We start from the raw sequence: 21,560 nt of genomic DNA, 5'->3' as shown, positions 1-21,560 counted from the left end.
GATAGTTCAAAGTGACACCGGGGACGACGTCGGCCCGCTCGTTCAGTGCTATGGATCTCCCGCCGCGAGGCGGCTTATCGGGTGCCGTCCTCGCTCGTGGGAGCGGTGCTTGTGGCGGTGGCTCCTGCGGTGACTTCGTCTGCCGGAGGCTCGCTCACGTCCACGAAGTCAGAGGGATTGTCCTGCGATTGTACATCAGCGTCGACGTCCTTCCGGCTGTGGCCGGGGAGGTACACCGAGGGCTCCAGACCCGGGTGACGGCGGGTCTGGACGATGATGATGACGATGCCGACGACGACGCCGATGATCGCCGCCCAGACGTTGCTGCGCAGACCCAGGATGATCTCGCTCGGGTCGATGCGGATCGACTCCCACACGATGCGTCCGGCGCTGTACCAGATGAGATACATCGCGAAGAGCTTGCCCCACTGGAAGAACAGCTTGCGCCCCAGCCACAGGAGCACGACGACGCCCAGCCCGTTCCAGATGATCTCGTAGAGGAACGTCGGGTGGAACAGGGTGCCCTCGGCGAGCCCCGGCGGGAAGGCAGGGTTGTCGGACTCGATCTCCAGCCCCCAGGGCAGATCGGTCGGCAGGCCGAAGAGCTCGTGGTTGAACCAGTTCCCGAAGCGGCCGAGCGCCTGCGCGAGCAGGAGCCCTGGAGCCAGCGCGTCGGCGAAGCTCCAGAACCGGATCTTCGTCCAGCGGCAGCCGAGCCAGGCGCCGACGGCCCCGCCGATGAGGGCGCCGTAGATGGCGATGCCGCCCTCCCAGATCGCCCAGATAGACCCGGGCTGGAACGGGTTCCAGGTGTTGATGCCCTCGCCGAAGTAGTCGTTCGGGTGCGTGAACACGTGATAGAACCGCGCCGCGATGATCGCGAGCGGGACGGCGAGGATCGCGATGTCGATCACGATCCACGGCTCCGCGCCGCGCTTGGTCAGGCGGTGGTTCGTCATCAGCACGGCGACGATGATGCCGGCGATGATGCAGAGCGCGTAGTAGTGGATCGTCAGCGGCCCGAGCGAGAAGGTGTTGCTGGGCGGGCTCGGGATGCTGGTGAGCACGCCGGTCAGGGTGCTGGAGAGCGCGAGGGACATGAGTGCGATTCTAGTTTCTCTGGTCGGAGGGGACGGACAGCGGCGTGCCGGCTGCCAGCGCACGCGTGGTCTCGGCGAGGCCGTCGAGGCCGCCATCGCGCAGAGCGCGGACGAGAGCCGTGCCCACGATCGCGCCGTCGGCGTACTCGAGGACGGCCGCGATCTGCTGGGGCGTCGAGATCCCGATGCCGACGCAGGCGCGGCCGGCGCCGTGCGTCCGCAGGCGGGCGACGAGGGTGCGGGCCGCCTTGTCGAGCTCGGCCCTCTCCCCCGTGATGCCCATGGTGGACACGGTATAGACGAAACCGGTCGACGACGAGGTGACCAGGTCCAGCCGCTCGTCGGTGGAGGTCGGGGCTGCGAGGAAGATGCGGTCCAGACCGGTCCGCTCGCTCGCCGCGATCCATTCCGCCGCGGCCTCAGGGGTGATGTCCGGGGTGATGAGGCCCGCCCCGCCGGCCGCGAGCAGGTCGTCGGCGTAGCGGTCGACGCCGTACTGCACGACCGGGTTCCAGTACGTCATCACGACCACGGGCACGTCCGTGGCCGCGGTGATGGCGCGCAGCGCGGTGAAGAGGTCCTTCGTGCGGTAGCCGGCAGCGAGCGCCGCCTGCGTCGCCTCCTGGATCAGCGGCCCGTCCATGACAGGGTCGCTGTAGGGCGGCCCGAGTTCGATGACGTCGACGCCGTTCTCGGCCAGCGTGATCGCCGCACGGATGCTCGTGTCCAGGTCGGGGTATCCGACCGGCAGGTATCCCACGAAGGCACCGCGTCCGGCGTCGTGCGCCCGCCCGATGGCGTCTTCGACCCGGCTCATGCGCGCTCCTCGTCGTACAGGTGGAAGTAGCGTGCGGCGGTGTCCATGTCCTTGTCGCCTCGTCCGGACAGGCAGACGGCGATGAGGCCGTCCTGGCCCAGCTGCCGGCCGATCCGGAGAGCACCCGCGAGGGCGTGCGCGGACTCGATGGCCGGGATGATGCCCTCGGTGCGGCTGAGCAGGCGCAGCGCCTGCATGGCCTCGTCATCGGTCGCCGGGATGTACGAGGCGCGCCCGATGTCGGCGAGCCAGGAGTGCTCCGGCCCCACACCGGGATAGTCGAGTCCCGCCGAGATCGAGTGCGATTCGACGGTCTGGCCGTCCTCGTCCTGGAGCACGTAGGTGCGCGCGCCGTGCAGGATGCCCGGGCGACCGCGCTCGATCGACGCCGCGTGCTGCGGCGTGTCCACGCCGTCCCCCGCCGCCTCGACGCCGTACAGCTTCACGTCGGCGTCGTCCAGGAACGCGTCGAACATGCCGATCGCGTTGGAGCCGCCGCCCACGCACGCCACGACGGCGTCCGGGAGCCGGCCCGCGGTCGAGAGCAGCTGCTCGCGCGCCTCTTCCCCGATGATCTTCTGGAAGTCGCGCACCATCGCCGGGAAGGGATGCGGACCCGCCGCGGTCCCGAAGATGTAGTTCGTCGTCTCCACGGTCGCGACCCAGTCCCGGTACGCATCGTTGATCGCGTCCTTGAGGGTGCGCGAGCCGGTCCTGACGGCGACGACCTCGGCGCCGAGAAGGCGCATGCGCGCGACGTTGAGGGCCTGGCGCTCGGTGTCGACCTCGCCCATGTAGATGGTGCAGTCCAGGCCGAACAACGCCGCGGCCGTGGCGGTGGCGACGCCGTGCTGGCCTGCGCCGGTCTCGGCGATCACGCGCGTCTTGCCCAGGCGCCTGGTCAGCAGCGCCTGGCCGAGGACGTTGTTGATCTTGTGGCTGCCGGTGTGGTTGAGGTCCTCCCGCTTGAGGAAGATCCGTGCACCGCCGGCGTGCTCGGCGAACCGTGGCACCTCGGTGAGGGCGGAGGGCCGTCCGGCGTAGGTGCCGAGCAGGTGCGCGAGCTCGGCGCGGAAGGCGGGGTCCGCGATCGCCTCTTCGTAGGCGAGCGTGAGCTCGTCGATCGCGGCGATGAGCGATTCCGGCATGTACCGCCCCCCGAACTCGCCGAAGAAAGGACCTGGCTGATCGCGCAGGGAGGCGTCGTGCGCGCCCGTCGACTCGGAGCCGCTCATCTCATCCCACCTCCAGGAAACCGCGCAGCGTGGCGACGGGGTCGCCCGTCACGAGCGCCTCCCCGATGAGCACCACGTCGGCGCCCGCCTCGCGATACCGCGCGACGTCCGAGGGGGCGAGCACCGCGGACTCGGCGATCCGCGTCGTTCCCGCGGGGATCAGGTCGGCGATCCGACCGAACAGGTCGCGGTCGAGTTCGAGGGTCTTCAGGTCCCGCGCGTTCACGCCGATGAGCGGGGCTCCGAGGTCGGCTGCGATGCGGATCTCGTCGGCGGAGTGGGTCTCCACGAGCGGAGTCATGCCGAGCTCGGTGATGAGCGAGAACAACTCGGTCAACACGTGCTGCTCGAGACCGGCGACGATCAGCAGTGCGAGGTCGGCGCCGGCGGCGCGTGCCTCGAACACCTGGTACGGCGTCGCGATGAAGTCCTTGCGCAGCACGGGGACCGACACGCGGTCGGTAACGGCCTCGAGATCGGCGAGGCTGCCCCCGAAACGGCGCTCCTCGGTCAGCACGCTGATCGCGGAGGCTCCGCCCTGCTCGTACAGGGTCGCCTGGTGGGCGGGGTCGGGGATCTCCGCCAGGGCGCCGCGGGACGGACTCGCGCGCTTGACCTCGGCGATGATCTTGACGCGGGATGCCGGAGCCAGTGCTGCACGGGCATCCTTCGCAGCGGGACGGGCCAGGGCCGCTTTCTCGACGTCGGCGAGCGGTCGCGACAGCGCGCGACGCTCGGCGTCCTCGACAGCGCCGGCCGTGAGGTCGGCGAGGACCACTAGTGCGCCTTCGGCGAGTACTTGGGGCCCTTCACGCCGTAGCCGGCCTTCGCGAGGATCCAGCCCAGCAGTGCGCCGATCACGATGATCCCGACCGAGATCCACACGAACAGCGGCTGCTCAAGGCAGAACGCGACGGTACCCGCAGCGACGCCGAACAGCATGACCACCACAGCGGTCCAGGCGGCAGGCGAGTGTCCGTGGCCGGGGTCTGCGATGGGGTTGCTCATGGGGATTCCTCCGAATGGGTTGCGGGCGTCGTCAGTCTATCGGTCTCAGCGCGTCGGGTCGGTGCCGCGCGACAGCTCGTCCCAGGAATCGATCGCGTCGACGGGACCCTCGGACGTCGACCCCGGGGCGTCGGTGCGGAACCGGCGCCCGCCGGAGCGCCAGCCTCGCGCGGTGAAGAGCGCGAAGACCGCGACGACCAGCAGCAGCACCCAGCCGCCCAGCGCGACCGCGGGCCAGGCGGTCGGCGTGACCGCATCCACCAGGTCGGCGATCGCGGACTCCCCTGCCAAGCCAGTCACCTCGGTGACGGTCGATGACACCGCGGACAGCGGCGTCGTCAGCAGGAGGTCGAGCGTCGACCATCCGAGCAGGACGGCGATCAGTCCGCCGAGGGCAGCGAGGATGTGGCGCAGCACCGGGCCCACGATGGCGAGCACGGCCGCCAGCGCCAGCACGGCGAGGCTCAGCGGGGTGAGCAGGGGCTGCGCCTGAGCGCCCGTCACGAGGATCGGCTCGGCCGCGTCGTGGCGCGACGCGACGAGCCAGGTCTGCGTCGCGGACAGCACTCCGACGCCTCCCGCGGCCAGGAAGCCGAGGACCGTGATCGAGCGTCCGCGTCGTGCGATGCTCATGCGTCCACCGCCGCAGCGGCCTCGAGATCCGTCGCGTCGAAGCACGTGCGCGTGCCGGTGTGGCACGCGGGACCGTTCTGATGCACCTGGAGCAGGATCGCGTCGCCGTCGCAGTCGAGCCGGGCGGCGTGCACCAGTTGCGTGTTGCCCGAGGTGTCGCCCTTGCGCCAGTACTCCTGGCGCGAGCGGGACCAGTAGGTCGCTCGTCCCTCGGTGAGCGTGCGCCGCAGCGCCTCGGCGTCCATCCATGCGAGCATGAGCACCTCGCGCGTGTCCCACTGCTGGACGATCACCGGGGCCAGGCCGTCGGAGTTCCACGCGACCTGCTCGATCCGGGCCTCGATTCCGGTCACGTCGCCTCCTCCTGCTCGCCCAGGGCGCCGCGCACGGTCACGCCCTCCGCACGCAGCGCGTCCTTCACCTGGCCGACCGTCAGAGCGCCGGTGTGGAACACGCTCGCAGCGAGCACGGCATCCGCTCCGGCCTTGATCGCGGGTGCGAAGTCCGCGGCCTTCCCCGCACCTCCGGACGCGATCACCGGCACCGAGGCGACTTCGCGCATCAGGCGGACGAGTTCCAGATCGAACCCGTCGCGGGTGCCGTCGGCATCGATCGAGTTCACCAGCAGCTCCCCCGCGCCGCGCTCGGTGGCCTCACGCGCCCAGTCCAGCGCGTCGAGCGCCGTCTCGGTGCGGCCGCCGTGCGTGGTGACGACGAAGCCGGAGACCGTGCTGGGGGCGCGCTTGACGTCGAGGGAGAGCACCAGCACCTGGGCGCCGAAGCGGTCGGCGATCTCGCCGATCAGATCAGGACGCGCGATGGCCGCCGAGTTGACGCCGACCTTGTCGGCACCGACTGAGAGCAGTCGCGCGACGTCGTCGACGCTGCGCACTCCCCCGCCCACGGTCAAAGGGACGAAGACCTGCTCCGCGGTGCGCTGGACGACGTCGTAGGTGGTCGCGCGGTCGTCCACGGTCGCGGTGACGTCGAGGAACGTGATCTCGTCGGCGCCCTGGGCCGCGTAGTGCGCCGCCAGCTCGACGGGATCTCCCATGTCGCGGAGGTTCTGGAAGTTGACGCCCTTGACGACGCGGCCGGCGGCGACGTCGAGGCACGGGATGACGCGGCTCGCGAGCGTCATCAGAGCCTCGCCGCGTGGATCGCTGTGACCAGCAGCGCCCGCGCTCCGAGCGCGTACAGGGCATCCATGACCTGGTTGACGCCCTTGCGGGGGATCATCACGCGCACCGCGACCCAGCTCGGATCCTTGAGGGGCGAGATCGTCGGGGACTCGCGGCCGGGCGTGATCGCGACGGCCTGGTCGACGAGGTCCGCCGGCAGGTCGTAGTCCAGCAGCACGTAGCGGCGGGCCACGATGACGCCGCGCAGACGACGGAGGAGCGTCTCGGTGCCCTCGGCATCCCCTGGGCGGCTGATGAGAACGGCCTCGGACTCGATGATGACCGGGCCGAAGATCTCCAGGCCCGCCTGCCGCAGCGTGGTCCCGGTCTCGACGACGTCGGCGATGGCGTCGGCGACGCCCAGGCGCACGGCGGACTCGACCGCGCCGTCCAGCGGGACGAGCTCCGCCTCGACGCCGTGCTCGCGGAGGAATGCGTCGACGAGTCCCGGATACGCCGAGGCCACGCGGACGCCCGCGAGGTCCTCGATGCCGCGGAACGCACCCGGCGGGGCAGCGAAGCGGAACGTGGAGTGGGCGAAGCCGAGGGCCTGGATCTCGCGCGCCTGCTGGGGCACGTCCTTGAGCAGGTCGCGTCCGGTGATGCCGACGTCCAGCGCGCCGGATGCGACGTAGGTCGCGATGTCGCGGGGGCGGAGGAAGAAGAACTCGACGTCGTTCTCGGCGTCGATCACGTGCAGGGTCTTGGAGTCGCGCCGACCGGCGTAGCCGGCCTCCGCGAGCATCTCGGCGGCGGTCTCGGACAGCGAGCCCTTGTTGGGAACAGCGATGCGCAGCATGGGGGTCTTTCGGTTCAGGAGAGCGGTGGGACGGGGCGCATCAGAGATGTCGGTACACGTCCTGAAGGCTGAGCCCCTTCGCGATCATCATCACCTGCACGTGGTAGAGCAGCTGGGAGATCTCCTCCGCCGCCGCCTCGTCGGACTCGTACTCCGACGCCATCCAGACCTCGGCGGCCTCCTCGACGATCTTCTTGCCGATCGTGTGCACGCCCCCGTCGAGCTCGGCGACGGTGCCGGATCCCTCTGGGCGGGTCTCGGCCTTGACGCGGAGCTCGGCGAACAGCTCGTCGAAAGTCTTCACGATTCCAGGCTAGCGGCTCGCGCGAGGTCCCTGAGCCCGCTGATCGCCGCCTCGACGTTCTCGGCGCCGTACACGGCGGAGCCCGCGACGAAGGTGTCGGCCCCGGCCGCGGCGGCCTGATCGATCGTGGCGGCGGAGATCCCTCCGTCCACCTGGAACCACACGTCGGAGCCGCGCCTGCGGGCCTCGTCGACGAGAGAGCGCAGCTTGGGCATCGTCTCGGGAAGGAACCCCTGTCCGCCGAATCCCGGCTCGACGGTCATGACGAGGATCTGATCGAACTCGTCGAGCACGTCGTACAGCCGCTCCCCCGCCGTCCCCGGCTTGATCGCGACCCCGGCACGTGCGCCGATCGCGCGCAGCCGGCGTGCGAGGGCGATCGGGTCCGCAGCGGCCTCGAGGTGGAAGGTGACGCTCGCCGCGCCGAGCTCGGCGTATCCGGGCGCCCAGCGGTCCGGGTCGCTGATCATCAGATGCACATCGAGCGGCACGGGACTCGTCGCCTGGATGCGCTCGACCATCTGCGGCCCGAACGTGAGGTTCGGGACGAAGTGATTGTCCATGACGTCGACGTGCACGAAGTCGGCCGTGGCGATCCGGGCCAGCTCCGCCTGCATGTTGACGAAGTCGGCGGCGAGGATGCTCGGGTTGATGCGCGGGGCGCGGGGCAGCTCGGTCATCGGGATCCCTTCTCGGTGCGCTGCAGTAGCGCGAGGAACATGGCGTCGGTACCGTGCCGGTGCGGCCACAGCTGCACGCGACCGGTGCCGTCGGAGGCGAGGTCGATCGGCGAGCGGCTGAGCCCGGACATCACGGCCCTGGCGTCGAGCTCGACGAGGTCGTCCCGCACGCGGAGCACCTCGGACACCACTCCGGTGGTCTCGGCGAGGTGCGGGGAGCATGTCGCATAGGCGACGACGCCCCCGGGGCGCAGCGCCTCCACGGCGGCGAGCAGCAACTCCTCCTGCAGCGCTGTCAGCTCGGCGATGTCCGTCGGGGTCTTGCGCCAGCGCGCCTCGGGACGTCGGCGGAGAGCTCCGAGACCCGTACACGGGGCGTCGACGAGGATGCGGTCGAACGTCGAGGGACGCGCGGCCGCGAAGAGGCGGCCGTCCTCCTCGTGGACCGGCACGTCGATCGGCAGGGGCCGCAGGGCGTTGCGGACGAGGCCGGCCCTGGCAGGGACGACTTCGTTCGCCTCCAGCCGTGCGCCGTGCGCGTGGGCGATCGCCGCCAGCAGTGCGGTCTTGCCTCCCGGTCCGGCGCACAGGTCGAGCCACTGCTCCCCCTCGTCGACCGGAGTCGCCGCGGTGAGCGCCAGGGCGACGAGCTGGGAGCCCTCGTCCTGCACGCGGACGGTGCCGCCCGACTCCGCCAGGTAGGCGCGCGGATCGCCGCCCGGGGCGCCGAAGGCCGTCGGAGCGTACGGGCGCCGCGGCTCCGCCGGTTCGGCGAGGCCGGGGAGCGCCGCGAGCGTCACCTCAGGAGAGGCGTTGTCCGCCTCCAGCAGCGCGTCCAGCTCGTCGATCCGGTCTTCGGCCGCGAGTGCCCGACGCAGGGCACGGATGACCCATACCGGGTGCGCCGCGCGCAGCCCGAGGCGTTCGTCGTCCGACCGCGCCTGGCGCGCGATCCGCTCGTCCCACTCCCCCGGAGTGTCGCGAGCGATGCGGCGCAGCACGGCGTTGGCGAAGCCCGCGGCGCCCCTGCTGCCGGACGCGGCGAGGTTCACGGACTCGTTCACCGCGGCATGAGAGGCCACCCGGGTGGCGAGCAGCTGGTGGGCACCGAGCCGCAGGGCGTCGAGCACGCCCGGGTCGATGTCCGCCGTGTCGCGTCCGGCCGCTTCCGCGATGATCGCGTCGTACGTGCCGCGACGGCGGAGCGTTCCGTAGGTGAGCTCCGTGGCGAGGCTCGCGTCCTGCGGGCCGAGACCGGCCTCGGCGATCGCGGCGGGAAGGAGGAGATTCGCGTAGGCATCCGATTCGGACACGGCGCGGATCACGTCGTACGCGACCCGCCTCGCCGGTTGCACTGAGCGGTCCGGCTGCGGGCGCCCGCCTGGCCGGGTGGGCCGTCGGGAGGAGCGCCGGTCATTCATGATCCCGCCACCGTGCTCTCGCCCTCGCGCCGTCCCCGCCACCAGTCGGCCGCGGCCATGCCCGGCTTTCCCGCAGGCTGGACCCTGGTCACCGCCAGGGGGTCCGTGGCCGTGCCGATGAGGACGGCGTGCTTCGTCCCCGTCATGACCCCGGGCGCGGGTCTCTCGTCACCGGATGCCGGCTCCGCCGCGAGGATCTTCAACCGGGCGCCGTCGACGGTCGTGTGCGCCCCCGGTTCAGGGGTGACACCGCGCAACCGGGCGTAGACCTCCGTGAACGGGCGGGTGAAGTCGAGCAGCCCGTCGGAGAGAGAGAGCTTCGGGGCGAGCGTGACGGTGCCGGACTGCGGCTGCGGGGACGCGGACCCCGCGGCGATCGAGGCCACGACCTCCGCGGTGAGCGGCGCGCCGGACTCGGCGAGGGCGTCGAGGGCGACGTCCGCGGTGGCGTCGTGCGGGACGTCGATCACGCGGGAGTCGTACACATCGCCGGCATCGAGCTCCGGGACGAGCTGGAACACGCTCGCCCCGAGGACGTCGTCCCCGGCGATGAGAGCACGCTGGACCGGCGCGGCGCCGCGCCACGCGGGCAACAGGGAGAAGTGCAGGTTGATCCATCCGTGCTCCGGGGTGGAGAGCAGGGGTTCGCGCACCAGTCCGCCATAGGCGACGATCACGCCCAGCTCCGGCGCCAGTGCGGAGATGCGCTCCGTGACGTCGGCGTCCAGGCGGGCGGCCTTGATGACCTCGAGACCCCGTTCCTCAGCTGCCGCGGCGACCGGCGAGGGGGTCAGGACGCGCTTGCGCCCGAGCGGAGCGTCCGGGCGCGTGATGACGGCCGCGACCTCGTGCTGGGATGCGAGCAGCCGCAGGGTGGGGACGGCGACGGCGGGCGTGCCGGCGAAGACGAGGCGCATGAAGGTTCTCCGGGGGGATCAGATCTCAGGTTCGAGGATATCGAGACGCACGCCGAGCGTGGCCTTCGCCGGGCGTCCCCGGCCGCGTCGGCGCTGCACGGCGTCGGCGATGACCTGCGCCCGCAGCGTGCTCGCCACCGCGGGCCCGGCGCCGTATTCGAAACGCACCAGCGCGCGGACGCGACCCTCGCCGTCCGCGACCGGGACGGGGCCGAGGACGGCGTCGGGCGGCAGGCCGATCGCGCGCAGCGACTCGACCGCTGCGCGCACCGAGGCCGAGGTCCCCTCGACCTGTGCGACGCGGACGGTCGGCGGCATGTGCAGCGGCGCGCGCGTCTCCAGCTCGCCGCGGGCGTATCCCGGCTGCGTCCAGGTCGCGAGGGCGAGGGCAGCGGGACCCGAGATGCCGACGAGGTGCACCGGCGCCCCCGGCGCCGCGAGAGCCGCGGCGTTCGACCACCAGCGCAGGCAGGACTCGCCGATGCGCAGATCCGGGGCCTGAAGCATCCGCGGTCCGTCCAGCAGCACGACCGCACGGTATCCCCCCTCAGCGAGGGGCTCGGCTCCGCGGGTGGCGACGACCAGGCACGGCTTGTCGTCGACCCGCTCGACGGGGTGCGCGCCGTCCGCCACGATGACGCGGATGCCGGGGAATGCGCGTCCCAGTTCGTCAGCCGTGCGCTCGCTTCCCGAGGACGCCAGCCGCAGCCGCGTCGAGGAGCACTCCGGGCACGTCCAGGTGCGCGCGGAGCGGCCGCACCAGCCGCACACGGGCACCGCGCCCCGGTTCCGTGCGCCGAGCGGCCCCGCGCACTGGGGGCAGCGGGCGGGCCGTCGGCAGTCGGCGCAGACGAGCGACGGCGCGAACCCGGGGCGGGCCACCTGCACGAGGACGGGTCCTTCGGCGGCTGCGGAGCGAGCGGAGCGGAAGGCACTCGACGGCATCCGTGCGCCGCCCTGCTCGAGTTCCTGGGGCGTGCTCAGCTGGACACGAGGCAGGACGCGTCGGACCGCACGGACGTCCTGCAGCCAGCCGAGTTGGACGAGGCGCTCCACGTCGCTCGTGCGCGTGTGCCCGGCGAACAGCAGCGCACTGCCCTCCTGCTCCTGCCGCAGCAGTGCGGCGTCGCGCGCGTGCACGTAGGGTGCCAGCGGCTCGGACAGCAGCGGATCTCCGTCGTCCCAGATCACGACGAGGCCGGCGCGCACCGGCGCGTACACGGCGGAGCGATTGCCGATGACGACGCACGGAGCGTCCTCGAGCGTGCGCAGGAACGCACGGTAGCGATCCGGATTGGCCTGCCTCGCGTCGTGGCGCACGAGTGCGCCGTCGGGAAGCATCTTCTCCAGGGCGGCGACCGCGCGATCCAGGTCGCGGTGGTCGGGTACGACGATCACGCTGGAGCGGCCGGCCGCGAGGGTGCGCACTGCGGCCGCCGCGACGAGCGTCGTCCAGGCCGGCACTCCGTCGTCCAGGGCTGGGATCGCCTCGATTGCGGCGCGGCCGCCGTCGGCGAGGACCTCGGCGAGACCGGCGTAGCCGTCTATCACGACACCGGCCGCTTCGAGGGCCTCGGGCTTCGGCACTGGGGTCGCGGCATCCTGCGCCCAGGCCTTCTCGACGCGGACCTGGCGTTTCGGGATCGCCAGCCGCAGGATGTCGGAGGCAGATCCGGCCGCGCGATCGGCCGTGCGTCGAGCGAGCCGGTACAGCGCGTCCGTGAGCACCGGGACATCCGAGACGACGCCGTCGACCTCGGACAGCGGCCTGTCCGCATCGTCCTCGGCGGCGATCTCGACGATGAAGCCGTCGACGACGCGGCCCGCGGTGCGAAGCGGTACCTTGACGCGCACTCCGGGCGAGACCTCCCCCAGCTCCTCCGGCAGGGCGTAGTCGAAGAGCCGGTCCAGCTGGGGCAGCGGCGAGTCCAGGAGCACGCGCGCGATGCGCCGGCTCTCGCGGGCCATCAGAGCCCGGCGGCGCGGCGCAGCTGATCGGCGCGGTCGGTTCGCTCCCAGGTGAAGTCCGGCAGCTCACGACCGAAGTGGCCATAGGCGGCGGTCTGCGCGTAGATCGGGCGCAGCAGATCGAGCTCCTCGATGATGGCCTGCGGGCGCAGGTCGAAGACGTCGGTGATCGCCTTCGTGATCACCTCGTCGTCCACGGTGCCGGTTCCGAAGGTCTCAACGTACAGTCCGACCGGACGCGCGACGCCGATCGCATAGGCCACCTGCACCTCGATGCGGTCGGCCAGTCCCGCGGCGATCGCGTTCTTGGCCACCCAGCGCATGGCGTAGGCGCCGGAGCGGTCGACCTTCGAGGGGTCCTTGCCGCTGAACGCGCCGCCCCCATGGCGTGCCGCACCGCCGTAGGTGTCGATGATGATCTTGCGGCCGGTGAGGCCCGCATCCCCCTTGGGTCCGCCTGTGACGAACGGGCCCGCCGGGTTGATGTAGTACGTGAGCTCCGCCGGGATGTCGAGCCCGGTGGAGGCGAGGACCGGGTCGATGACGTGCTCGCGCACCTGCGCCTTCAGCTCCTCCTGCGAGATGTCCGGGTGGTGCTGTGTGGACAGGACGACGGCGTCGACCGTCTTCGGGGTGAAGCCGTCGTAGCCGAGGGTGACCTGCGTCTTGCCGTCCGGCCGCAGGTACGGCAGGAGACCCGACCGGCGCACCTCGGTGAGGCGCTCCGCGATGCGGTGCGCGGTCCAGCCCGCCATCGGCATGAGCTGCGGGGTCTCGTTCGTGGCGAACCCGAACATGATGCCCTGGTCCCCCGCGCCCAGACCGTCGCGCTCCTCGGTGGAGCTGCCGTCGCGGTGCTCCTGCGCCTGGTCGACGCCGTGCGCGATGTCGGTGGACTGCTCCCCCACAGACACGCTGACGCCGCACGAGTCGCCGTCGAATCCGGTGTCGCTGGAGGTGTAGCCGATCCCGTTGACGACCTGGCGGACGATCGTGGGGATGTCGACGTACGCCTCGGTGCGGATCTCTCCCGCGACGTGCACGAGGCCGGTGGTGACGAGGGTCTCCACCGCGACGCGCGAGCCGGGGTCCTTGGCGATGAGGCCGTCGAGGATGCTGTCGGAGATCTGGTCGCAGATCTTGTCCGGGTGGCCCTCGGTGACGGATTCGGACGTGAACAGGCGCAGAGCGGTCATGAAGGCTGTCGCGCTCTTACTCGGCGTGACGGATGCGCAGCTTGTCCTCGTTGATCTCGTGGAGCGCGATCGTGAGCGGCTTGTCCTCGACCGACGAGTCCACGAGCGGACCGACGTTGTCGAAGAGGTTGCCCTCGTGCAGGTCGGAGTAGTAGTCGTTGATCTGGCGCGCGCGCTTGGCCGCGTAGATGACCAGTTCGTACTTCGACTCGACGCGGTCGAGCAGGTTGTCGATGGGCGGATCGATGATGCCGTTGGTGTGGTGTCCGGCCATGGTGGGACCTCCAGATCAGGCGACGGGTTCGTCGCGAAGTCGAATCGGCGGGCGCGCGACGATGCTCAGCGCGCAGTCGCCTCGGACAATTCTACGACCTCGCGGGCCGCCGAGGAGACATCCTCGTTCACAATGAGGTAATCGAACTCGCTCTGGGCCGCCAGTTCGACCTTCGCGGTGCGCAGGCGGCGTGTCCGCTCCTCCTCGTCCTCCGTGCCGCGACCGACCAGTCTGTGCACCAGCTCGTCCCAGGAGGGCGGCAGCAGGAAGATCAGCGTGGCGGACGGCTCGGCCGCGCGCACCTGCCGTGCGCCCTGCAGATCGATCTCGAGAAGAACCGTCTTTCCGGCCGCGAGAGCCTCGTCGATCGGCCTGCGCGGTGTCCCGTACCGGCTGCGGTTGTGCACTACGGCGTACTCCAGGAGCTCGCCGTCGGCGATGAGCCGATCGAACTCGTCGTCGGAGACAAAGTAGTAGTGCACGCCGTCGACCTCGCCGGGGCGCGGAGCGCGTGTCGTCGCGGACACCGACAGGTGGATCTCGGGATGCGCTTCCCGGATGTGCGCCGCGACGGTCCCCTTGCCGACCGCGGTGGGACCGGCGAGCACGAGCAGCCTGCTGCGCCCGGCGCGCGGGCGGTGCGGCGGGAAGCGGCGGTCGAGCCAGGCGGCGAGCACGTCGCGCTGACGGATGCCGAGACCGCCGAGCCGCTTCACGGGCGAGATGTGCAGCTCCTCGAGGATCCGGTCGCGCTTTCCGACCCCGATCGCCGGGAGGGCGAGGAGGAAGTCGGTGACGCGGAACGATCCCGCCACGGAGTCCGGATCCGCGATCGCCTCCGCCAGGACGGACTGCGGAGCGACGACGCGCGTGGTCAGGTCGCGCTTCATGGCTGCCCTGGCGCGGCGGCGCTCCACCGCACGGTGAGCGGCAGCGACGCGATCGACCTCGGGAACGGCGCGCTTGTCAGCCACGGAGCACCTCCCGGTAGCGCTCGGCGGCCGCCGAGATCGCCTGGGCGAGTCCGTCGGGGCCGGCCGAGAGGATGCTGCGGCTCTCGCTCGCGATCACCTGTCCCGCGGCGGCGCCGTAGCGGGCGAGCAGATCGGCGGGACCCGCACCCTGCGCACCGAAACCGGGGCCGAGGATCGGCGCGGGCGGAGTGAACGGTGCCAGTCCCGCGGACTGCCAGTCGACGGTGGCGCCGACGACGAAACCGTTGCTCCCCCATTCGCCGTCCCGCGCCTCCGCGGCGTTCCGCTCGGACACCGCCGCGACGACAGCTGCGGACACGGTCCGGCTCTCGGCGCCCGTCGCCCGCTGCACGGGCGCGGCATCCGGATTGCTCGTCGCGGCGAGCACGAACGTGCCCTTGCCGTGGCGCGCGGCCAGGGCGAACGTGCTGTCCAGCGCGCCCACGCCGAGGTACGGGTTGACCGTGAGCGCATCGGCCTCGAGCGGGGACCCGGGGGTGAACCACGCGGCGGCGTACGCGTCCATGGTCGTTCCGATGTCTCCGCGCTTGGCGTCGGCGATCGTGATCAGCCCGGCCGAGCGCGCCTCGGAGAGCACGTCCTCGAGGGCCGCGAATCCGGCGGATCCGAAGCGCTCGAAGAACGACACCTGCGGCTTCACGACGCCGACCAGTCCGGCGGCGGCCGCGACCGTGCGCAGACCGAACTCCCGAGCGCCGCGTGCGCTCTGCGGCAGGGCCCACGCGTCGAGCAGTGCCGCATGCGGGTCGATGCCCACGCACAGCGGACCGTACTCGGCCAGCGCCGCTCTGGCGCGCTCCCCGAAGCTCGTGATCACAGGCCCTGCTTCCGATCGAGGGCGTACTCCTGGAGGCTTCGGACCGCGAAGCCCTCGCCGAGGGCATCCATGCCGCTGACGGCCGCGCCGAGCACGGCCATGGTCGTGAACAGGGCCTTGTCCGCCGCGACGGCCGCGGCGCGGATCTCGTAGCCGTCAGCCCGGGCCGCACCTCCCGAGGGCGTGTTCACGACGATGTCGATCTCGCCGTCATTGATCAGGTCGACGATGTTGCGCTCCCCGCTGTCCTGGGTCTCGCTGTACTTCGCCACGACCGTCACGGGGATGCCGTTGCGCGACAGGATCTCGGCGGTCCCCTCGGTCGCGACGAGCGTGAAGCCGAGCTGGCGCAGCCGGTGTGCGGGCAGGATCACGGCGCGCTTGTCGGCGTCCGCGACGGAGATGAACACGGTCCCCGAGGTCGGCAGGCCGCCGTATGCCGCCGCCTGGCTCTTCGCGAACGCCGTCGGGAAGTCCTTGTCGATCCCCATGACCTCGCCGGTCGAGCGCATCTCCGGACCGAGCACCGAGTCGACGGTCTTGCCGTCGCGCGTCCGGAACCGCTTGAACGGCAGCACAGCCTCCTTGACGGCGACCGGCGCGTCGAGCGGGACCTGCGAGCCGTCCTCGGCGGGGAGCAGCTGCTCGCCCTTCAGCTCGGCGATCGTGGCGCCGGCCATGATGCGGCTGGCCGCCTTGGCGAGCGGGATGCCGAGCGCCTTGGAGACGAACGGGACGGTCCGGCTGGCACGCGGGTTGGCTTCGATGACGTAAAGGACACCGGCGCTGATGGCGAACTGAACGTTCAGCAGACCGCGCACTCCGACGCCCTCGGCGATCGCGAGCGTGGCCTTGCGGACGCGGTCGATGTCGCTGCGGCCGAGGGAGACGGGCGGCAGGGTGCAGCTCGAGTCCCCGGAGTGGATGCCGGCCTCCTCGAGGTGCTCCATGACGCCGCCGATGTACAGCTCGTGGCCGTCGTACAGCGCGTCCACGTCGAGCTCGATCGCATCGTCGAGGAACCGGTCGACGAGCAGCGGCTTGCCCGGCTCGATCACGACCTCGCCCGCCGTGCGGACGAAGTAGTCGCGCAGGCTCGCGGTGTCGTACACGATCTCCATGCCGCGTCCGCCCAGCACGAAGCTCGGACGCACCAGGACCGGGTAACCGATCTCCTCGGCGATCGCGACCGCGCCGTCCACGTCGGTGGCCGTGCCGTGCCGCGGTGCCACGAGGCCGGCGTCGTCGAGCAGCCGCGAGAACAGCTCGCGCTCCTCGGCGATGTCGATCGCGGCGGGGCTCGTGCCGAGCACGGTGTAGCCGGCGGCCTCGATGCCCTTAGCGAGTCCGAGCGGCGTCTGGCCGCCCAGCTGGCAGACGACGCCCAGGATGGTTCCGCTGGCGGCCTCGGCATCCAGCACCTCGAGGACGTCCTCGAGGGTCAGCGGCTCGAAGTAGAGCCGGTCGCTGGTGTCGTAGTCGGTGGAGACGGTCTCCGGGTTGCAGTTGACCATGACGGTCTCGTACCCGGCATCCGACAGCGCGAAGGACGCGTGCACGCACGAGTAGTCGAATTCGACGCCCTGGCCGATCCGGTTCGGGCCGGACCCGATGATGACGACCTTGGTGCGCTCGGACGGAGCGACCTCGGTCTCGGAGTCATAGCTCGAGTAGTGGTACGGCGTCAGCGCCGGGAACTCGCCGGCGCAGGTGTCGACCGTCTTGTAGACCGGACGGATGCCCAGGCCGTGGCGCACGCCCCGGATCTCGGCCTCCGCGACGCCGCGGAGCTCGGCGAGCTGGGCGTCGGAGAAGCCGTGCTCCTTGGCGTAGCGCAGCGTCGCGGCGTCCAGCTCGGGCGCGGTGCGGACGATCTCGGCGACCTCGTTGATCAGCACGATCTGGTCGAGGAACCACGGATCGATCGCGGTGGCCTCGAAGGCCTGCTCGATCGTGGCGCCCTTGCGCAGCGCCTGCTGCAGCACCACGATGCGGCCGTCGGTCGGCGTCTTCGCGATCTCCAGGAGCTCTTCGACGGTCCGGTCCTCGGCGCCCCAGTGGAAGCTGGAGCCGCGCTTCTCGAGGGAGCGCAGGGCCTTCTGCAGGGCCGTGGCGTAGTTGCGCCCGATGGCCATGGCCTCGCCGACCGACTTCATGGTCGTCGTCAGCGTCGGATCCGCGGCAGGGAACTTCTCGAACGCGAAGCGCGGCACCTTGACGACCACGTAGTCGAGCGTCGGCTCGAAGCTCGCGGGCGTCACGCCCGTGATGTCGTTGGGGATCTCGTCCAGGCGGTAGCCGAGTGCGAGCTTGGCGGCCAGCTTCGCGATCGGGAATCCGGTCGCCTTGGACGCCAGGGCGCTGGAGCGCGAGACGCGCGGGTTCATCTCGATCACGATGATCCGGCCGTTCTCGGGGTTCACCGCGAACTGGATGTTGCAGCCGCCGGTGTCCACGCCCACCGCGCGGATGATGTCGATGCCGATGTCGCGCAGCTTCTGGTACTCGCGGTCCGTGAGCGTCAGCGCCGGGGCGACCGTGATGGAGTCGCCGGTGTGCACGCCGACGGGGTCCACGTTCTCGATCGAGCAGACGACGACCGTGTTGTCGGCCGTGTCGCGCATGAGCTCGAGCTCGTACTCCTTCCAGCCCAGGATGGACTCTTCCAGGAGCACCTCGTTGGTCGGCGAGTCGTGCAGGCCGGCCCCGCCGATGCGGCGCAGGTCCTCCTCGTCGTACGCGAACCCGGATCCGAGTCCGCCCATCGTGAAGCTGGGCCGGACGACGAGCGGATAGCCCAGCTTCTCGGCGCCCGCCAGCAGCTCGTCCATGCTGTGGCAGATGACGGAGGCGGCGACGTCCGCGCCGGCGTCCAGGACGAGCTGCTTGAAGATCTGGCGGTCCTCGCCCTTCTCGATGGCCTCGACCTTGGCCCCGATGAGCTCGACGTCGTACTTCTCGAGGATGCCGGCCTTGTCCAGCGCCATGGCCGCGTTCAGCGCGGTCTGGCCGCCGAGCGTCGGCAGGATGGCGTCCGGCCGCTCCTTGGCGATGATCGTCTCGATGACCTCGGGGGTGATCGGCTCGATGTAGGTCGCGTCGGCGAAGTCGGGGTCCGTCATGATCGTGGCCGGATTGGAGTTGACCAGGATCACCCGGACGCCCTCCTCGCGCAGCACGCGGCAGGCCTGGGTTCCGGAGTAGTCGAACTCGCAGGCCTGGCCGATGACGATCGGGCCGGATCCGATGACGAGAACGGAGGAGATGTCGTCGCGCTTGGGCATTACTCGGAGTCCTTCTGGTTGGCGACGACCAGGTCGCGGAAGCGATCGAAGAGATAGTTGGCGTCGTGCGGGCCTGCGGCGGCCTCGGGGTGGTACTGCACGGAGAACGCCGGGATGTCGAGGGCGCGCAGACCCTCGACGACGTCGTCGTTGAGACCGACATGGCTGACCTCGACCTGGCCGTATCCGGCCGGGCTGTCGAAGACGCCCTCGATCGGGGCGTCGACGGCGAAGCCGTGGTTGTGCGCGGTGATCTCGACGCGCCCGGTCGCCTTGTCGCGCACCGGCTGGTTGATTCCGCGGTGGCCGAACGTCAGCTTGTAGGTGCCGAGACCGAGCGCCCGCCCGAAGAGCTGGTTGCCGAAGCAGATGCCGAAGTAGGGCAGCTTGGCGTCCAGCACCTCGCGCAAGACGGCGACCTGAGCGTCGGAGGCCGAAGGATCCCCTGGGCCGTTGGAGTAGAAGACGGCGACCGGGTCGATGGCCGTGATGTCCGCGAACGACGAGTTCTGCGGCAGCACGTGGACCTCGAAACCGCGTTCGGCGAGGTTGTTCAGGGTGGCCTGCTTGACGCCGAGATCGAGGACGGCGAGGTTGCCGATCTTCTCCCCCACCGCGGGCGTCACCGCCGCGACCGCGACCGACACCTCGGCCGACAGGTTCTGACCGGCCATCTGCGGCGCCTCGCGGACGATGCGCAGCTGCTCGTCGGCGTCCAGCGACGCCGCGTCGCCGGAGAAGATGCCGCCGCGCATGGATCCGGCCGAGCGCAGCACGCGGGTGATCGCGCGGGTGTCGATGCCGCTGATGCCGACGATGCCGTCGCGCTCCAGGGTGTCGTCGAGCGAGGAGGTCGCGCGCCAGTTCGACACGACCCGCGAGGGGTCGCGGACGATGTACCCGGACACCCAGATGCGACGCGACTCGGGGTCCTCGTCGTTCATGCCGGTGTTGCCGATGTGCGGCGCGGTCTGCAGGACGATCTGACCGGCGTACGACGGGTCGGTGAGCGTCTCCTGGTATCCGGACATGCCGGTGGCGAAGACGACCTCGCCCAGAGTGGTGCCGCGGGCGCCGTATGCGCGTCCCGGGTGGCGGGAGCCGTCCTCGAGGACGAGGACGGCGGGATCGGGAAGATGGGTCATGACGAGGCTCCCGTCTTGGGGGCCGCGATGAGCGGCCGCAGTTCGGAGATGAGGTTCTGAGGGTCGCCTTCGGTGAGGCGGAGGTAGGAGTCGACCGGGTGGGCGTCGGCGACGTCCCACACGAGCTTGACGAGGCCGCCGGGTTCGACCACCCGATCGATCGTGACGGTAGCGCGGTCGACGGCCTGGAGGCGGTCCTTCGCGAGGAACACGGTCGGTGCCCCGTCCAGGCACAGCGCGACACCGCGGTCGGTCACGGCGAGCTCTCCGCGGGCGCGGTACGCCAGTGGCGTGATCGCCAGCCTCTCGAGCGGCTCGTCGTGCCGGGTGGTCGAGACGTAGAGCACCTCGTGGCGCGCGCGGACCTCGGCGTGCTCGGGGACGCCCAGCGGCGCCGACAGGCCGGCGTCGCGGCGCAGTCGTCGTCGCCAGGCGAAGAACATGACGAGCAGGATGCCGAGCGCGATGAGTCCCGTGACCAGGAACAGGATCTCCCGCGTCACCGGGCCAGCTCCTCGACCAGCGTCCCGTCGGCGACCGTGGGGACGCCGCGGTGGATCGTCCACTGCACGCGTCCGGGCAGCTCGCGCCCCAGGTATGGCGAGTTGACGCTGCGCCCGTGCAGGTCGGCCTCGGTGAAGACGCCGGGGACGGACGGGTCGTACAGTGTCACGTTCGCCGGGGCGCCCGCTTCGAGCGCGCCGAATCCGTCGAGCCTGCCGATACGCGCCGGCGCCGTGCTCAGGACGCGCGCCACGTCGGACCAGTCCAGCAGGCCGGTGTCGACCATCGACTGGTGGACGACCCGCAGCGCGCTCTCCAGTCCCACCATGCCGTTGGCTGCAGCCTGCCACTCGCAGGCCTTGTTCTCGCTCGGGTGCGGAGCGTGGTCGGTGGCGACGATGTCGATCGTGCCGTCCGCGAGGCCCTCGCGGACCGCGAGCACGTCCTCCTCACGCCGCAGCGGCGGGTTGACCTTGTACCGGGCGTCGTAGCCGCGCACGAGCTCGTCGGTCAACAGCAGGTGGTGCGGCGTGACCTCGGCGGTGACGGCGATGCCGCGCTTCTTGGCCCAGCGGATGATGTCCACGGAGCCGGCCGTGGAGAGGTGGCAGACATGCAGGCGCGAGCCGACGTGCTCGGCGAGCAGCACGTCGCGCGCGATGATCGACTCCTCGGCGACCGCGGGCCAGCCTGCGAGACCGAGCTCCGCTGACACGGAGCCCTCGTTCATCTGCGCGCCTTCGGTGAGGCGGGGGTCCTGCGCGTGCTGAGCGATCACGCCGTCGAAGCTCTTCACGTATTCCAGCGCTCGGCGCATGATCAACGAGTCCCACACGCAGAACCCGTCGTCGCTGAAGACGCGCACCTGGGCGCGCGAGGACGCCATCGCACCAAGCTCGGCGAGACGTTCGCCCTTCTGCCCGACGGTGACGGCGCCGATCGGCTGCACGGTCGCGTAGCCCGCGGCCTCGCCCAGCGCCAGCTCCTGCTCGACGACGCCCGCCGAGTCGGCGACCGGTGAGGTGTTCGGCATCGCGAACACGGCCGTGAAGCCGCCGGCCGCGGCGGCACGTGTGCCGGTGAGGACGGTCTCGGACGCCTCGTAGCCGGGTTCGCGCAGGTGTGTGTGCAGATCGACGAGCCCGGGCAGCGCGACGAGTCCTTCTGCATCGATCGTGCGGGCGCCGGCGCGGCTCAGGCCGCTGCCGATCTCGGCGATCACGCCGTCCTCGATCACGATGTCGGCGCTTTCGCGCCCGAGCAGCTGGACGCCTGCGATGAC

At 71.0% G+C, this 21,560-nt stretch carries 22 protein-coding genes; all 22 read right to left on the bottom strand.

Annotated features, from left to right (window positions below; translation table 11 throughout):
- Positions 1-74 precede the first annotated feature (74 nt).
- The 22 genes from lgt to KYX17_RS04470 all read right to left on the bottom strand — a co-directional run bounded on the left by lgt (position 75) and on the right by KYX17_RS04470 (position 21,557).
- Positions 75-1,100 (bottom strand): prolipoprotein diacylglyceryl transferase, encoded by a 1,026-nt coding sequence (gene lgt, locus KYX17_RS04575; protein WP_243225683.1) that lies wholly within the window; start codon positions 1,098-1,100, stop codon positions 75-77.
- Positions 1,101-1,110: 10 nt separating this feature from the next.
- Positions 1,111-1,917, bottom strand: coding sequence for a tryptophan synthase subunit alpha (trpA, locus tag KYX17_RS04570; RefSeq protein ID WP_243225682.1), 807 nt, complete (start codon positions 1,915-1,917; stop codon positions 1,111-1,113).
- A complete protein-coding gene (trpB, locus tag KYX17_RS04565) occupies positions 1,914-3,152 on the bottom strand; it encodes a tryptophan synthase subunit beta (RefSeq protein ID WP_243225680.1) in 1,239 nt (412 codons plus the stop codon). Before trpB ends, trpA begins: the two co-directional genes overlap by 4 nt.
- A 1-nt stretch (position 3,153) precedes the next feature.
- A complete protein-coding gene (gene trpC / locus KYX17_RS04560; protein ID WP_243225679.1) occupies positions 3,154-3,930 on the bottom strand; it encodes an indole-3-glycerol phosphate synthase TrpC in 777 nt (258 codons plus the stop codon).
- Positions 3,930-4,160 carry an HGxxPAAW family protein gene (locus KYX17_RS04555; RefSeq protein ID WP_243225676.1) on the bottom strand — a complete coding sequence of 77 codons (231 nt, stop codon included), beginning with the start codon at positions 4,158-4,160 and terminating at the stop codon, positions 3,930-3,932. Before KYX17_RS04555 ends, trpC begins: the two co-directional genes overlap by 1 nt.
- A gap of 45 nt (positions 4,161-4,205) precedes the next feature.
- Positions 4,206-4,793 carry a Trp biosynthesis-associated membrane protein gene (locus tag KYX17_RS04550; protein ID WP_243225673.1) on the bottom strand — a complete coding sequence of 196 codons (588 nt, stop codon included), beginning with the start codon at positions 4,791-4,793 and terminating at the stop codon, positions 4,206-4,208.
- Positions 4,790-5,146 (bottom strand): phosphoribosyl-AMP cyclohydrolase, encoded by a 357-nt coding sequence (gene hisI, locus KYX17_RS04545; protein ID WP_243225671.1) that lies wholly within the window; start codon positions 5,144-5,146, stop codon positions 4,790-4,792. The genes KYX17_RS04550 and hisI overlap by 4 nt, the downstream gene beginning before the upstream one ends.
- Positions 5,143-5,934 carry an imidazole glycerol phosphate synthase subunit HisF gene (hisF, locus tag KYX17_RS04540; RefSeq protein ID WP_243225670.1) on the bottom strand — a complete coding sequence of 264 codons (792 nt, stop codon included), beginning with the start codon at positions 5,932-5,934 and terminating at the stop codon, positions 5,143-5,145. Before hisF ends, hisI begins: the two co-directional genes overlap by 4 nt.
- A complete protein-coding gene (hisG, locus tag KYX17_RS04535; protein ID WP_243225669.1) occupies positions 5,934-6,773 on the bottom strand; it encodes an ATP phosphoribosyltransferase in 840 nt (279 codons plus the stop codon). Before hisG ends, hisF begins: the two co-directional genes overlap by 1 nt.
- Before the next feature lie 40 nt (positions 6,774-6,813).
- Positions 6,814-7,077: a phosphoribosyl-ATP diphosphatase gene (locus KYX17_RS04530; RefSeq protein WP_243225668.1), complete on the bottom strand. Its 264-nt coding sequence runs from the start codon at positions 7,075-7,077 to the stop codon at positions 6,814-6,816.
- Positions 7,074-7,757 (bottom strand): ribulose-phosphate 3-epimerase, encoded by a 684-nt coding sequence (gene rpe, locus KYX17_RS04525; RefSeq protein WP_243225667.1) that lies wholly within the window; start codon positions 7,755-7,757, stop codon positions 7,074-7,076. The genes KYX17_RS04530 and rpe overlap by 4 nt, the downstream gene beginning before the upstream one ends.
- Positions 7,754-9,178: an RsmB/NOP family class I SAM-dependent RNA methyltransferase gene (locus tag KYX17_RS04520; protein ID WP_243225666.1), complete on the bottom strand. Its 1,425-nt coding sequence runs from the start codon at positions 9,176-9,178 to the stop codon at positions 7,754-7,756. Before KYX17_RS04520 ends, rpe begins: the two co-directional genes overlap by 4 nt.
- Complete coding sequence (locus KYX17_RS04515; RefSeq protein ID WP_243225665.1) at positions 9,175-10,095, bottom strand: methionyl-tRNA formyltransferase; 921 nt, start codon at positions 10,093-10,095, stop codon at positions 9,175-9,177. The genes KYX17_RS04520 and KYX17_RS04515 overlap by 4 nt, the downstream gene beginning before the upstream one ends.
- 18 nt (positions 10,096-10,113) lie before the next feature.
- Positions 10,114-12,063, bottom strand: coding sequence for a primosomal protein N' (locus KYX17_RS04510; protein ID WP_243225664.1), 1,950 nt, complete (start codon positions 12,061-12,063; stop codon positions 10,114-10,116).
- Positions 12,063-13,259, bottom strand: coding sequence for a methionine adenosyltransferase (gene metK, locus KYX17_RS04505; protein WP_243225663.1), 1,197 nt, complete (start codon positions 13,257-13,259; stop codon positions 12,063-12,065). The genes KYX17_RS04510 and metK overlap by 1 nt, the downstream gene beginning before the upstream one ends.
- 16 nt (positions 13,260-13,275) lie before the next feature.
- On the bottom strand, positions 13,276-13,533 hold the full coding sequence (rpoZ, locus tag KYX17_RS04500) for a DNA-directed RNA polymerase subunit omega (protein ID WP_243225662.1): 258 nt from the start codon (positions 13,531-13,533) through the stop codon (positions 13,276-13,278).
- 65 nt (positions 13,534-13,598) lie between these two features.
- Positions 13,599-14,507, bottom strand: coding sequence for a guanylate kinase (gmk, locus tag KYX17_RS04495; RefSeq protein ID WP_243225661.1), 909 nt, complete (start codon positions 14,505-14,507; stop codon positions 13,599-13,601).
- A complete protein-coding gene (gene pyrF / locus KYX17_RS04490) occupies positions 14,500-15,342 on the bottom strand; it encodes an orotidine-5'-phosphate decarboxylase (protein ID WP_374208927.1) in 843 nt (280 codons plus the stop codon). The genes gmk and pyrF overlap by 8 nt, the downstream gene beginning before the upstream one ends.
- Positions 15,342-18,629 carry a carbamoyl-phosphate synthase large subunit gene (gene carB / locus KYX17_RS04485; RefSeq protein WP_243225659.1) on the bottom strand — a complete coding sequence of 1,096 codons (3,288 nt, stop codon included), beginning with the start codon at positions 18,627-18,629 and terminating at the stop codon, positions 15,342-15,344. Before carB ends, pyrF begins: the two co-directional genes overlap by 1 nt.
- Positions 18,629-19,774, bottom strand: coding sequence for a glutamine-hydrolyzing carbamoyl-phosphate synthase small subunit (gene carA, locus KYX17_RS04480; protein WP_243225658.1), 1,146 nt, complete (start codon positions 19,772-19,774; stop codon positions 18,629-18,631). Before carA ends, carB begins: the two co-directional genes overlap by 1 nt.
- Entirely contained in the window at positions 19,771-20,277 is a 507-nt protein-coding gene (locus KYX17_RS04475; protein WP_243225657.1) for a hypothetical protein, read from the bottom strand. Before KYX17_RS04475 ends, carA begins: the two co-directional genes overlap by 4 nt.
- Positions 20,274-21,557 carry a dihydroorotase gene (locus KYX17_RS04470; RefSeq protein WP_374208926.1) on the bottom strand — a complete coding sequence of 428 codons (1,284 nt, stop codon included), beginning with the start codon at positions 21,555-21,557 and terminating at the stop codon, positions 20,274-20,276. The genes KYX17_RS04475 and KYX17_RS04470 overlap by 4 nt, the downstream gene beginning before the upstream one ends.
- Between the last annotated feature and the right edge of the window lie 3 nt (positions 21,558-21,560).

The sequence above is a fragment of the Microbacterium sp. CIAB417 genome (assembly GCF_022788845.1).
This window is presented reverse-complemented; position numbering and strand designations above follow the sequence as displayed.